Origin of the sequence: Microcoleus sp. S13C4 (assembly GCF_036700865.1) — a bacterium.
GTDB lineage: Bacteria > Cyanobacteriota > Cyanobacteriia > Cyanobacteriales > Microcoleaceae > Microcoleus.
The window spans coordinates 42,740-56,111 of record NZ_JAUBPS010000014.1 but is presented as its reverse complement, the minus strand read 5'-3'; the positions used below and the strand labels follow the sequence as shown (position 1 = coordinate 56,111).

The 13,372-nt window shown below is 45.8% G+C and carries 11 protein-coding genes; 4 read left to right on the top strand and 7 right to left on the bottom strand.

What is annotated here, in order from left to right; translation table 11 throughout:
- Nucleotides 1-41 precede the first annotated feature (41 nt).
- Entirely contained in the window at nucleotides 42-692 is a 651-nt protein-coding gene (locus QT996_RS08565; protein ID WP_333045898.1) for a hypothetical protein, read from the bottom strand.
- Nucleotides 693-911: 219 nt separating this feature from the next.
- Entirely contained in the window at nucleotides 912-1,910 is a 999-nt protein-coding gene (locus tag QT996_RS08560) for an IS630 family transposase (RefSeq protein WP_333045829.1), read from the bottom strand.
- Between the two features lie 566 nt (nucleotides 1,911-2,476).
- Here QT996_RS08560 and fmt point away from each other — a divergent pair.
- Entirely contained in the window at nucleotides 2,477-3,475 is a 999-nt protein-coding gene (gene fmt, locus QT996_RS08555) for a methionyl-tRNA formyltransferase (protein WP_333045828.1), read from the top strand.
- An 84-nt stretch (nucleotides 3,476-3,559) separates the two neighbouring features.
- On the opposite strand, the gene QT996_RS08550 is transcribed toward fmt, so the two are convergent.
- The 3 genes from QT996_RS08550 to QT996_RS08540 all read right to left on the bottom strand — a co-directional run bounded on the left by QT996_RS08550 (nucleotide 3,560) and on the right by QT996_RS08540 (nucleotide 5,955).
- Complete coding sequence (locus QT996_RS08550) at nucleotides 3,560-4,801, bottom strand: exonuclease SbcCD subunit D (protein ID WP_333045826.1); 1,242 nt, start codon at nucleotides 4,799-4,801, stop codon at nucleotides 3,560-3,562.
- A gap of 16 nt (nucleotides 4,802-4,817) precedes the next feature.
- Entirely contained in the window at nucleotides 4,818-5,147 is a 330-nt protein-coding gene (locus tag QT996_RS28610) for an IS1 family transposase (RefSeq protein WP_445304553.1), read from the bottom strand.
- Nucleotides 5,148-5,811: 664 nt separating this feature from the next.
- Nucleotides 5,812-5,955: a hypothetical protein gene (locus QT996_RS08540; protein WP_333045824.1), complete on the bottom strand. Its 144-nt coding sequence runs from the start codon at nucleotides 5,953-5,955 to the stop codon at nucleotides 5,812-5,814.
- 807 nt (nucleotides 5,956-6,762) lie between these two features.
- On the opposite strand from QT996_RS08540, the gene QT996_RS08535 reads away from it, so the two are divergent.
- Nucleotides 6,763-8,673, top strand: a complete 1,911-nt coding sequence (locus QT996_RS08535) for an ABC transporter ATP-binding protein (RefSeq protein WP_333045823.1) — start codon at nucleotides 6,763-6,765, stop codon at nucleotides 8,671-8,673.
- 297 nt (nucleotides 8,674-8,970) lie between these two features.
- Here the strand turns inward: QT996_RS08535 and QT996_RS08530 are convergent, their stop codons facing one another.
- Together QT996_RS08530 and QT996_RS08525 are read right to left on the bottom strand one after the other, a co-directional pair.
- Nucleotides 8,971-9,546, bottom strand: coding sequence for a Uma2 family endonuclease (locus tag QT996_RS08530; RefSeq protein ID WP_333045821.1), 576 nt, complete (start codon nucleotides 9,544-9,546; stop codon nucleotides 8,971-8,973).
- An 89-nt stretch (nucleotides 9,547-9,635) separates the two neighbouring features.
- Nucleotides 9,636-10,913 carry an ATP-dependent DNA ligase gene (locus tag QT996_RS08525; RefSeq protein WP_333045819.1) on the bottom strand — a complete coding sequence of 426 codons (1,278 nt, stop codon included), beginning with the start codon at nucleotides 10,911-10,913 and terminating at the stop codon, nucleotides 9,636-9,638.
- Between the two features lie 351 nt (nucleotides 10,914-11,264).
- On the opposite strand from QT996_RS08525, the gene QT996_RS08520 reads away from it, so the two are divergent.
- Together QT996_RS08520 and QT996_RS08515 are read left to right on the top strand one after the other, a co-directional pair.
- A complete protein-coding gene (locus QT996_RS08520; protein ID WP_333045897.1) occupies nucleotides 11,265-11,570 on the top strand; it encodes a glutaredoxin family protein in 306 nt (101 codons plus the stop codon).
- A gap of 196 nt (nucleotides 11,571-11,766) precedes the next feature.
- A complete protein-coding gene (locus QT996_RS08515) occupies nucleotides 11,767-13,269 on the top strand; it encodes a UDP-N-acetylmuramoyl-L-alanyl-D-glutamate--2,6-diaminopimelate ligase (protein ID WP_333045818.1) in 1,503 nt (500 codons plus the stop codon).
- Nucleotides 13,270-13,372 lie beyond the last annotated feature (103 nt).

Sequence of the window (13,372 nt, the reverse complement as noted above, 5' to 3'; positions counted from 1 at the left end):
TATTTGTTTAAGCGCCGATGAGCGCGGATGGAGGCGGATAGTTAGAGGTACATAAAACGAGCTAAATCTAGCAAATCTGGTAGTAGCTGATTTCTCTCTCCATTCGAGGTGTTTTGAAACAAAACGGTGAAAACTCCTGTTCCTAGTTTATCCTGCGGCCACATCCGATAGCAAGGAATTGCTGTCAGGCGCGATCGATGTTTTGCTAAATGAGGAACTGTGACAGGCTGAAATTCGGGAAATTTGCTTAACAGCCATTCGCTGACTTGTTCATTTTCTGCGGTTGAATAAGTGCAGGTCATGTATGCAAGATAACCTGGTCGCGCTACAATTTTAGCAGAATTGGCTAAAATTATTTTTTGGCGGTTGGCATTGCTGTTGATGGTGACAGGATGAAAGCCTCCGGGTGCTTTGTCTCCTTTTGCTAAGAGTGACTGACCAGTACAAGCAGCATCTACTATTACTAAATTAGCCGTTTGTGGCATCTTTTCGGCAAATATTTTTGAATCGACGTTAGTGGCGACGGATGGTTGAATTTGGCAGCGTTTTAAATTCGAGATAAGCATTCCCATGTGTTTGCCTATGACTTCCTTGCACAATAGCAATTCTGGGTTTAAGGTTTTCCAAGCAAATATACTTTTTCCTCCGGGGGCGGCGCACATATCTAAGATTAGTTTGACGGGCTGCGGTATTGTTAACAGTGTGGAGGCGGCGAAAATTGAGGAAAAGTCGAGACAGTAGTAATGTCCTGCTTGATGTAAGGAATGTTTTCCCCGCTGGAATTATCATGCCAGTCTATCTACAAATTCCGCTTACCAAAAGACAGAAATTGCGAGGGTAAATGGGTTTTCTATTGATTTTGGTTGCCCCCACAAGATGGCAGGATTAAAAGGTTGGGGATTGATAAGTAGCTAGACAAAATTAATTACATAGTTTTCTCCAAATTCTTTCATGATTTTTTCCACAGAGGTAACAAAAGTTCCCCAACTCTTGTAAGCAGATATCTCAATCCATTCATACTTAATAAACCGCCATAAAATTTCAATTAAATTTAATTCAGGAGAGTAAGAAGGCAACTCAAAAAGAGTAATATTACGTTGTTTCCACTCTTCAAGTTTGTCAACAATAGCATCACTGGTATGAATAGAAGCTTGATCTGTGACAATCACCGTTGGCTTATGTACTGCGGGAAAAAAAGCATCAATACAGGCAATAACCACATCTGAATTAATACTTTGAGATGAAATATAAGTTTCAAGATGGTTATTTCGATTCACGATTCCTAGTACATTCATTCGCTGACTACGACGACTAGGGATTGTTAAATATTCTCCGATTTCCTGCCAGCCATAGGGGACACAAGGAATTAAACAAAATCCCGTTTCATCCAAGTAATATAAATCAATTTTACCCTCATCATCCAATCGCTTTAATTCTTCTAATTGTGCCTTTTTATCTTGATATTCCTGGGAGGGAGGCTTTCCTCCCACTCCTTTACGCATACGATGCCAAGTCATGTTCAGACTTTTTAGTATTCTTTGAATTGTTTTTATGCTCGGACTTATCCCCCAGGCTTCTTGAACTTTTTGGCTAACATTTTTTAATTGCCTTGGTTCTTGCTTAGTCCACTCTTTGATTTGGGCTTTCTGCGAAGAATTAAATAGTGATTTAGCACCTCTTCCTGGTTTATTATAAAGTCCTATCATTCCTTCTAATTCCCACCGATTGAACCAGTTATAGAGTGTCTTATAACTTATTCTGAAAATATTCATTAACTCTCCTTTTTTTACTCCTTGCGAAGCTAATATGAGGCAATGTGCTCGTTGACGTACCTGATGATGTCGGCTTTGGCGATGAATTCGCTGTAGCAATTTAGACGAAAGAGGGTTTATTTCTCTGATAAACATCATATGAAACTGTAATTAACTCATAATTTGGCCGGAAATATCATTATACTATGTATTTGTGTAATTAATTCTGTCTGACTACTTAATAGCCTGAATATTTTTTGTTCTGCGCTGTTGGCAAATAAGCTGCGGCTGAGTTTAAACAGGAGATTCGACAGTTTTTCCATGTTCGGCGAGATCTGATAAGATTGAGATTAGCAGTAATAAAGGTATTTTCAAGGAAAAATCCTACTGTAGAACAGTTAGAGTTAACTTGGAAAGAATGGATGCAAAGGTTGTTGCGTCTATCAAACCGATTGCTTTGGAGCCTTTGAGTCGGGCTGCACCTAAGTAGAAATCGAGAGCTTTTTTGTTGATCGCACAACTCGGAACTATTGTCGAAGTGTATAATCTAGGAGGAAAGTACGATTATTGGAGTCCTGGGCGCATGGGGAGCTAGAAACCCGCTGGATGCTTAGATTTCTCGTTTTGACAGTTCCAGACAGTATCGAGAGGACTCATAGTTAATTCACGCCTACAGGCTATAAGTGATGACGGATGACTGATAATTACTTAATAACTAAAAATTTATGAAAATTGTCTTTTTTGGCACTCCGGAATTTGCTGTTCCTACTTTATCCAGTCTGCTAAGTCATCCCGAATTCGAGGTAGTAGCTGTGGTGACTCAACCAGATAAACGTCGGGGAAGAGGCAATCAATTGATGCCTTCACCTGTAAAAATGGCGGCTTTAAATCACCATCTCCCGGTTTTGCAGCCGCAGCGAATCAAGAAAGATTCTGAAACAATTGCCCAATTGCGGGAAGCGGAAGCTGATATTTTCGTGGTGGTAGCTTACGGCCAGATTCTTTCTCAAGAAATACTGGATATTCCTAATTTGGCTTGCGTTAACGTCCACGGTTCAATTTTGCCGAAGTATCGCGGTGCCGCGCCGATTCAGCGCTGTCTTTATGATGGGGAAAAGGCGACCGGAATTACTACTATGCTGATGGATGCTGGTATGGATACTGGCGGGATGCTGTTGAAGGCTTTTGCGGGTATTACGCTGTTGGATAATGTTGATTCTTTGGGTGACAGGTTGGCGGAACTTGGGGCCGATTTGTTGGTGGAAACTTTGGTGAAATTGAGGGATGGCGAAGTTAAAGCTGTTGTTCAAGATGATGCTGATGCGACTTATGCGCCGATGATAAAGAGTGCGGATTATGTGCTGGATTGGTCGAAAAGTGCGATCGACCTTCACAATCAAGTTAGGGGCTTTTTCCCGGATTGCACGACGACTTTTCGGGGCAATTCTTTGAAGGTGATTGCGACAGTGCCCGTCGGGCCGGAATATTGGCTGCAAATGCCAGCCGATTTGAGAGTTTTGGAACGCGAATGGCCTGTTTTAGGCGAGTTGTCGGGGGAAAATGGGGCAGTTGTCAAGGTTGTGAAGGGCTTGGGGGCGATCGTCCAAACTGGCGATGGTTTATTATTATTGCGGGAGGTGCAGTTAGCGGGGAAAAAAGTGCAGTCTGGGATGGATTTTGCGAATGGAACTCGGTTGGCTGTCGGGGAAGTTTTTGGGAGTTAAATTGTATATTTAGGGCGGGCAAGATACCCACCCTACAATATTTGGCAGCAAAATCATCCTGTAATTAGATGCGCGATTCTTGACCTAAAATTCCACCAAAACTTCCTCCGCACCACCCAAAAAACCCTGCGCGGCATCTAACATACTCTCAGCAACATCTTTCAAATCTTCGCGACTTGCTAAATAAGTTTTCAAAGCTTCTAACGGTTCTATACTATTATTAGCATTCAATTCGGGCAACCGCGGCCTCGCTAACTGACTGACTAATTCCGGTTGAATTGTGTAGCTGTGGGCTGCGCCGAGAAGTGCGTGCAATTCTGCGTTATCAATGATATCTAATTGTTCCGATCGCAATTGGTAAATTAATCTCACAACTGCATCTTGGATGTCTTTCTTGCCAATAGCTTTAACTAACTCAGCTTGCGGGTTTTCCGATTCAGAAACATTCACTTTAATAGTCTGAAATACCCGCACTGGCAAAGTGCAAAATTCCCACTCAGCTTTTCCCCGTTCCAAATTAACTAACACAAAACCTTTATCTTCTTTCTCTTCGCTAAAATCCACTCGTTCGATACTTCCAGGATAGATTACGGGCGGATTATTAGAAGCATTGAGATTTTGGTGTTTGTGTACATGGCCGAGAGCAACATAATCAAAACAAGGGCGAGTTAGCATGGAAACGGGTATGTTAAAACCTTTGCCAACTGCTAAAAAACGTTCGGCGCCCAGACTTGCTTTATCTGCCATTAAGTGCGCTAAAAGTACGGTTGGTATGTCGGGGTTGAGGCGGCGAATTTCGCCTTCCATTGCGATCGTCAGTTTTTCGGTTAACAATTGGTTAACATCGCCCATAGACAGGTTTTCAGTCTCGGAACGTGTCATTAAGGTCGATCGAGTCAACCAAGGTAATGTTACCACCTGTACGGGCCCGCTGCGAGTTTGAATCAGGTGAGTGTCCAGGCGATCGCCTACAATAAACTTAGGTATCCCCAAAGTCCGGTAAATACCCAAACTCGCGCCACCCTGTCCCTGAGAATGTTGGTCGTGATTTCCTATTAGCAAAACCGTCGGAATTTGCGCGTCCACCAAGCGGCTGAATTGGCGAGCAAAAGCCTCTTTTACAAACGGTGGAGGCGTCGAATCCGGGAAAGCATCGCCACCGAATATGACTAAATCTACGGGTTCAGAAATTGCTCTGTCCATACATTTGCTCAGCGTCGCCGCGAAGTCTTCCAAGCGTGTATTTAAACCAGTTTCGGGATTAATCCGGCCGTGGGAAAAGCCGCTTCCCATGTGAATGTCTGAAAGGTGTAAGATTTTAATCATTGTTTTTTAGGTAGTGCTAAACAAGTAATGATGTGTTGTAGTGATGGATAAAATACCAAATGGCACTAATGTGATTTTCCAAGGACTTAGAAAAGGATAAGGTTTTTTGCACTAACTGAGACACCCGTTTTCTAAGGGTGTTCTTGAATCGTTCAATGTAAGTGGTGAGAGCCCGTTTCCTTGCCCACGGCTCGATGTCGTTTGCTCCCGGCAGCACGGCGGCGTAAGCTGCCCAAAAATCGGTGTAGGCAACGGCGCATTGGCGATAAAGTGGGGGTAAGGAATTCCACAACCCACGAACAGCGGCGGAGTTACGTGCGCCAATGTAGACAACCCACAATTTCACTCTTTGTCTGCATCAAGGGCGAGCCACACCCATTGTTTATTGCCCAAGTTGTCCACGAACGACCACAGTTCGTCACATTGCATCGTTAGTCTACCCTTTTTTTTTGTACCACCTGAACTTTGCCAGACACCAGAGCATATTTCTGATTGAGGTAGCGAAAGCAACCACTGCTCAGACACCTGCGTGGCACGAGCAATTCCAGCTAGGGAAATCCGTTCTAGCAACAATCTATCAATCAGTTCACGCGCAAGCTGAATCAATTACTTTTTTCTGCGGGTGCTCCCGGCAAACTGTCGCCCACATTTATGGCATTTAAACCGTTGTTTAGCGTTGTGGATGCGAGCATTTTTGACCGACAGCATCCAGGATACAAGCCCCCGGATTCATCCGTCCATAAATAAAAACCTTCTATCCGATGAAACTTGCCCCCCGAATTTATCCGTGGGGTCAATGCTTCAATTCTTTAATCTAAAATCTAAAATCTAAAATCGCGCAATCGATTGACCGTTTGGCATGAGGCACAGGTTGGGCTAGCAGGCATGATGGAAAACACCAACAAGAAACTCTACTTTCCTATCATTACATCTTTGGCACTACCCACCCGCACTATATCTACTTTCTTGCGCCCTCTCCTGGCTGTCAACATCGACAGTTTACGGTGCGGTTATTCGGACATATCTACCGTAAACCTAATTATAGCTTCTTTATCCGGTGCTTGCAGCTTGCTCATTAAGCTAGGCTCCTTTAATTGAATGGAAAGTGGTTCTGGTGCTAATGCTTCCGGCCCAGGTGGTGTTGCACTTGACAATGCAGTTTCCTGTGTTGGTTGTGTGGGTGGTGTTTCCCTTATCAGTGATGCTGTGGGTGTTGTTGCTAACGATACAACGAATGGTAGTGCTTGCACACCTGTTTTTATGTGTGTTAGCTTATTACTTAGAAAGGGATATGTGTCAACGATTACCGTCCGCCGTCGTTGTTCGAGGATGAGGAGTGGTTGAATGCTTCTGATTCAGGGTCGCTGGTTGTTCCAGTTAAGTCATCCACTCCAGCAAAAGGGAAAGCTTCAACAAAATGTACTTCTGAGAGTTTTCCACTTTAAACTTTTCGGACGTTAATAACAAACTTATCGACAATCGCTAAAAACCGAGTCTAGCCTAAATTGCGTCGGGTTTCAGTTAGTTTCGACAAGCTGACGATGCAGTCGTCTTAGCAACGCAGAGAACTTTGGATTTACTGAAGGTTTCCTAATATTGTAGTCATCTATGGGCGAGGGCGTTAGCCCTATTGCCCGACTGATGGGGTTTTTGCGATCGATGCGATCGACCACAGGGGGAAGTTCCGCTAGAACAGTTGAGAAAATCTCAACTTTGCAACCGTTTTCGGGAAAGCAACGCGCTTTGCATCACACCAGGAAGCACGCGCGCTCTCGCTTTCTATCTAGCTACCCTTAAACAGCGAAACTCTATTTAAATCGGGCATCAGTCGAATAATCTCACATTCCATCTGCCCTGCTTGACAACAGGCGATAAAACCCAAAGTTAATTTCTGGCTTCTCTGACTGGGGTGAAACTTCCTAATTGGTGCATTGTCTTACTTATAGACAGTGAGCACATCCATGAATTTTCCATTCAAAGCACGTTTGAAGAGCCAGAAGAATTCACCAAAAATGGTGATGCCGTTAATTAACCAACATTGGTTGGTGCGGATCGTCCTGCGCTCCATTTCCTACTTCCGCAAAGACTTATGGCTGATCGTCACGCTCTTGCTTTTGATCGGAGCATCGGTGCTTTTCAACCTTCTCAACGCCTGGCCGATAGCAATTCTAGTGGATACGGTTTTGTCACCAACTCCGAAATCTAACTGGATTCATACGCTGTTTCTTGCTCCGTTCGGTGAAAGCACGCTGAACCGAATTTTCGGAATGGCGTTCGTCGCGATGATGATCAGAATCCTGAGCGAGACCGTCTTCATGCTCCGCAGGATGTTGAACTACCGCATCCAGTACAACGGAACCTTGCGCGTTCGTACCGAACTCTACGACAAAATGCAGGCGCTTAGCCTCGGCTGGCACGGTTCCCGATCGCAGGGTGACGCAATCTATCGGTTGAGCTACGACAGCCTCGGCCCCTGGGGGGTGATCGATACGCTCATCGGCTCCACCGCCGCATCGGTGACGCTGACGGCGATGATCTGGATCATGCTGTCGCGCCACGTCCTTCTCACCGTGTTTGCGCTTTCGTTCACTCCGCTTCTAATACTGGCGAATTGGTACTTCGAGGGAAGGATTAGAAGTCGAGCTCTCGAATCGAAGCAGACCGATGCGGTGATGACCTCAACCATGCAGCAAGCTATAGAGTTGATCGGGCTAATCCAATCCTTCGGTCGAGAAGCAACGGAGTCGCGGCGCTTCGGGCAGGCGGTCGAACGCAGCGTCAAGGCATCCATGCGGCTTAATTGGCAAGAGAGCCTCTATCCGCTAGCGGTTCAGGTAGTCTTCGCCCTGGGAAGCGGGGTAATCTTAGGCTACGGCGGATACCTAGTTTATCGCGACCAGTTCTTGCATCCGGTGCCGAACGGCGTGAGCATCGGCGATTTGCTCGTATTCATGGCGTACCTGGGGCAGTTCTGGGACCCGATAGGTTGGGTGTTGGGGTTCACTACTAAGATCCAGACGTTTGTAGCTTCATGCGATCGCGTCTTTACTGTTATTGACGAGCCGCCCGCCATAAAAGATGAGCCTGATGCGCGATCGCTTCCCGTCTATCCCCGCACACTCGCATTTGCCGACGTGAGCTTTGAGTACAACGCTGGGCAACCCGTCTTGCGGAACATCAGTGCTAGTATCGAGCCGGGTCAGATGGTGGCCTTTTTGGGCCCTAGCGGAACCGGAAAGAGTACGCTGCTCAATCTTTTGCCACGCTTCTATGACCCGACATCGGGCAGCGTCCTTCTCGACGGCTTTGACCTCCGCACCCTTAAAATTGCCGATGTCCGCAAACACATGGCGATCGTCTCGCAAGGCAGCCCACTTTTCCCGGGAACAATCGCAGAGAATATCGCCTACGGCCGCCCGGACGCTCTGATCTCCGATATTCGGGAAGCGGCGATCGAATCCGGGGCAGCCGAGTTCATCGAAACCTTGCCGGAGCAGTACGATACTTTAATCGCTGAGGGCGGTCAAAACCTCTCGGGCGGACAGCGGCAGCGCCTAGCTATTGCGCGGGCGCTGGTCACTAAGGCTCCCATACTCATCCTCGACGAACCCACGAATGCGCTGGACTTGAAGCACGAGCAGTGGGTTCTAGAGACTCTGCAACGTCTGCGGCGCAAAAGAACCATTATCTTGGTCACGCACCGACTCGAAACTGCTGTAGACTGCGATCTAATTTTTGTGATGCAAGAGGGCGAGATTAAGGAGTCTGGCACTCACGCCGAACTCCTTACCCAGCAGGGGTTCTATTACCGAATGTTGGGCTACAACTCAGTAAAATCAATAGGGCTTACTGATAAACCCTGCATCGAGTAGGAGTACGGCATGGTGAACTTATTTCTTATCCTTTTGCTTCAATTTGTTGCCTGTCTGCCTAGTAAATTATCTTTTGGGTTCGTAGTGAGGACTTCAGCCCTCCTTTAGCTTCTGCAGAAAAACTAAAGTCTTTACTAAGAACTAGGTTTAAGGTTTTTGTCAAAGTACAGACAAGAGGAGATTAAGCTGTTGTGCATTTAAAATGCGTGTTTCAGAGGTTGAAACCCTTTACTGGCTTAGATAGCCTCGAAAATTTAAATGATGAACAGCTTACTACTAAAAATTTAGTTTCATACATCACAATACCATGCCGGGGACTTTTTGATAAACTTGTGCGATCGGGCAGCGAAAATCTATACTCCTTAACTCTAACTCATCTCCTTGTCGGTAAATTTGAGAAACCCAATTTCCCTCAGTGTTGACGCGAAAACACTCAATTTTGATTTCTGATTGAGCTATGAGCACGTATTCCTGCAAACTCGGAGAAGTTTGGTAATCTGCAAATTTATCGCCTCTGTCGAAAGCTGCTGTTGAGGGCGACAATACCTCAACTACTAAAGATGGATATAAAATGAAATCTTCAGTAGTTGAGGTATCTCTTTCGTCGCAAGTCACAGCTACGTCAGGATAGTAATAGCAATTTGCCTCTTCCAGTCGGACTTTTATATCTGATGATAAAACTAAGCAGTGGGTGTTATCTAGGTGATTTCCCAGCCGCCTTACTAAGTTGCTAGCAATAATAATGTGAGGCTTTTTGGCCCCAGTCATTGCATAAACGTGTCCGCGCCTGTATTCGTGTTTGATCGGACTTACTCGTTCGCCTTCTAGGTACTCTTCTGGAGAAATGTAGAAATTGTTTTTGCTGATAACCATTGATTTTTACTCCGCTGATTTTATCTGATACTATGTGTTGGAACTCAAATATTCTGGGAAGGAAACGGCAGTGCCGTTTCCCTACAGATTTAACAAAACTCCAGAAATCTGGCGTGCCACAGTTTGCCACTTTCTGTCAAACCCTGCGATCGCACTTTAATTTTGACACTTTTGGGGTTAGCCTCGTAGAGTCGGGCAATTTCCTGCATTTCCTCCCCGCTAAACCCGGTTCCCACGGTTCCTACTGGGACTAATTTGCCATCAATTTCTTGCGCTACTTTGACAGCGCTAAACGGCCGCCCGGCAACTTTTGTCGCCGTCAAACCCACAATAAACAAATCGTGTTCTTGACAGTATTTAGTCCTCACCATCGGATATTTCTTCACATCTTTTCCGCCGACATAGTGACAGTTGTGCAACACCCAAACTTCGCCTTCTTTATTTTCAGATTCCTGCTGATTTGCCAGGACGAGTTTTTCGGCTGTGGTGCGAAATGTCGGTACAACTTCAAAGGCTGGGGATAAATTCGCCAGCATTTCGCCAACTTCAACTCCCGCTGCAATCCGTTCGGATTCTGCCACGGTAGTTAAATCATTGCCTTTGAAAAACAAACTTTTAAAAATGGCATAAATTGCGCTGGGCTGGATTGTGGGAAAGCCGCTTTCAATATTAACTGTAGCAGCTTGCGCGCCGGTGCGGTGTTCGCTGCCCGTACAGCTTTTGTAATACAGTTCGCCGTCTAAAACAAAGGTGCCAATTTTAGCGGCTGTGTCGATTAATGTGCGATCGATCTCAACGGATGCCTGTTGCCGCAGGTTAGTCGATCGAGATTGGTAGTATACTTTATCTGGCGTCGCAATGACTACTACTCGATTGCCGTCGCGCTTTGGCTGTCCCCAATAATCGGGATTTTCGATGTAATAAGAACGATCGCTCGGCGCGTCAACTGGCTGCATTGTCACAATCCTTCCCGGCTGCCAATGCGGCGGCAATTCGGGCAAAATCGGATTGTAGACAGTTTCTATTTTTGGGGCCGAAGTTGATTGTTTATCAGGAGCGAGAGCGGTGGTAGAATTGCTTGGAGTATTGAGGGCGATCGGCTTTTCTCCGGTTTCCAATTCAAAGGCTCTTTTCCAAAAGCCGATCGCCATTTCCGGGTATCCTTCCGACTCGGCACACAGTGCAAAACCGATAACTTTGGCCGTACCGATGCCGCGCCCATAATCAGATAAATACTGCACGGCCCCCGCTTCACCCATCAAGTGCAATCCTCGCGTGACGATGCGATTGTTCCAGCGTTCTCGAATGTCGGCGCTAATTTTCTTAGCGGCTTTTCGCTTGGCTTCGGCGTATTCGGTGCAGTCCATACTGCCTCCTTGCTGTAGGGCTATTTATATACTATACTCAAAATTGATTTATTAGTCAAGTATTATTAGACAATTAGGTGGTGTGAATAAATTTAACTCTTTCATTTGTGAACTAGATTTATTTTTTCACCGCAGAGGCGCAGAGAGTACAGAGGAAGAGAAGAAAGAGAGGGATGGGGTTGTAGTGTTTTAATTGTCAAGCGCGGCAATCTGTTCGCCGCCAATGCTAAGATAACTTCGATCGCGCATTGCGACCAATAAAGCCGTGAGTTGCGTCTTACTCGCGTTGGGTTCGCCAACTTGCGATCGCACGTTCGAGAATTTAAGATCTAGTTTAATCTTACTGTTATGATGCGATTGATTTTGTACAGCAAACCCGGATGCCACTTGTGCGAAGGGTTGCAAGAAAAACTAGAACTGATTGAAAGCCTCAAGTTTCAACTCGAAATCAGAAATATTACTGAACGCGACGATTGGTTTGAAGCTTATCAGTACGAAGTTCCAGTTTTGTTTAAAGTGCAGCCCCAGCCAAAAAATTCTGTTGGCGAGGCTGCATTCTCCGCTGAAGAACTGTTACCCCGTCCTTCTCCCCGCTGTAGTGTCGCCCAATTGGAGCAAATGTTACAGAAATATTTGCAAAGTGATCGGTCACAATAATACGATTTACGCAAAAACTCAGGTATTAATCCGGGCAGCGGGCTGCGCTGCACCTTATTTTAGGCTTGTAGGCTGTGCACCGCGCACAGAAAAACCCGTAGAGTTTGCATCGCGAACAGCAAAAGCTTGTAGATAGTGACTCAAACAATGTGTTCCGCCAGTCATATTCAAGACATCCAAGTGAGGAGTTTTTCAGATGAAATTGAGAGAATTATTAGCAGCAGTTCCCAGCATTTCCTTTGACGCCCAACATCCCGCCCTCAATGCCGAAGTCAAGGGTTTATCCACTAATTCCCACGCTTGTCAGGCGGGCGATTTGTTTTTGGGAATGCCGGGAACTCGGGTAGATGGGGGAGATTTTTGGCAAAGTGCGATCGCCAGCGGTGCAGTTGCCGCCATAATTTCCACCCAAGCAGCCGAGAAAACACCTTCCGAAGACGGGGGTAGTTGCGTCATCGCAGCAGCCGATATGGCTCAAGTTTGCGGTCAAATAGCAACCGCATTTTACGGCAATCCAGCTAGCCAATTAAAACTTGTCGGCGTTACCGGGACTAACGGCAAAACTACCACAACTCATTTAATCGAATTTTTGCTCAATGAAATGCAGTTGCCGACGGCGATTTTCGGTACGCTTTATACTCGCTGGCCGGGATTCCAACAAACTGCACTTTACACCACACCTTTTGCGGTTGACCTGCAAAAGCAATTAGCAGAAGCTGTAGCAGCCGGATGCAAACACGGCGTGATGGAAGTCAGTTCCCACGCTTTAGCACAGCAGCGAGTTTTGGGCTGTAGTTTTGAAGTTGCTGTCTTTACAAATTTGACTCAAGACCATCTCGATTATCACCGCGATATGGAGGATTATTTTGAGGCAAAATCGCTTTTATTTGGTTCGGATTACCTCAAAAATCGCGCTGTTATTAATATTGACGATCCCTACGGGCAGCGGATAGTTAAAAGTTTAAATTCTGACGGAGTTTGGAGTTACAGCACTGTTCTGAAAACGGCCGATTTGTATGCTTTTGATTTGCAATATCAGCCCAATGGAGTTAAGGGAATGCTGCACACTCCCAAGGGCGAAACTGCTTTTTCTTTGCCTTTAGTCGGTCAGTTCAATTTATCAAATATGTTGGCTGCTGTCGGTGCTGTTTTGGAATTGGGTTTAGATTTGTCCGCAATTGTGGAGAAATTATCTCAGTTTTCGGGAGTACCGGGACGGATGGAACGGGTGCAGATTAGTCCCGACCAAGATATTAGCGTCATTGTCGATTACGCGCACACTCCCGACAGTTTGGAGAACTTGTTAAAGGCGTCGCGACCGTTTATTCCGGGTCAGATGATTTGCGTGTTTGGCTGCGGTGGCGATCGCGATCGCACTAAGCGCCCGATCATGGGTAAAGTCGTTGCAGAATTAGCCGATTTAGCTGTTGTTACTTCCGACAATCCGCGCACGGAAAATCCCGATCGCATTTTGGAGGATGTTTTAGCAGGAATTCCCGCCACAGTAAAGCCGATCGTGATGTGCGATCGAGCCGCTGCAATTCGCACTGCTATTATGGACGCTAAACCGGGAGATGGTGTGCTGATTGCAGGGAAAGGACACGAAGATTATCAAATTTTGGGCACCGAAAAAGTCCATTTTGAGGACCGAGAACAAGCGCGAGATGCCTTGAAAGCCAGAATGAATTCGGTTAAGTGAATTCGGTTAACTGTTAACGGTTAAGTGAATTTACTTAACCGTTAACGGTTAGCTGTTCGCGGGCTGGGAAATTAGTTATATTTTTAAGTATTAATACGAAGCT

Excerpts from the sequence above, each read along its gene's own strand:
- QT996_RS08530 (WP_333045821.1), bottom strand. The coding sequence starts at position 9,546 with ATGGTTATCAGCAAAAACAATTTCTACATTTCTCCAGAAGAGTACCTA.
- QT996_RS08525 (WP_333045819.1), bottom strand. The coding sequence starts at position 10,913 with ATGGACTGCACCGAATACGCCGAAGCCAAGCGAAAAGCCGCTAAGAAA.
- QT996_RS08515 (WP_333045818.1), top strand. The coding sequence starts at position 11,767 with ATGAAATTGAGAGAATTATTAGCAGCAGTTCCCAGCATTTCCTTTGAC.
- QT996_RS08550 (WP_333045826.1), bottom strand. The coding sequence starts at position 4,801 with ATGATTAAAATCTTACACCTTTCAGACATTCACATGGGAAGCGGCTTT.
- fmt (WP_333045828.1), top strand. The coding sequence starts at position 2,477 with ATGAAAATTGTCTTTTTTGGCACTCCGGAATTTGCTGTTCCTACTTTA.
- QT996_RS08520 (WP_333045897.1), top strand. The coding sequence starts at position 11,265 with ATGCGATTGATTTTGTACAGCAAACCCGGATGCCACTTGTGCGAAGGG.
- QT996_RS08560 (WP_333045829.1), bottom strand. The coding sequence starts at position 1,910 with ATGATGTTTATCAGAGAAATAAACCCTCTTTCGTCTAAATTGCTACAG.
- QT996_RS08535 (WP_333045823.1), top strand. The coding sequence starts at position 6,763 with ATGAATTTTCCATTCAAAGCACGTTTGAAGAGCCAGAAGAATTCACCA.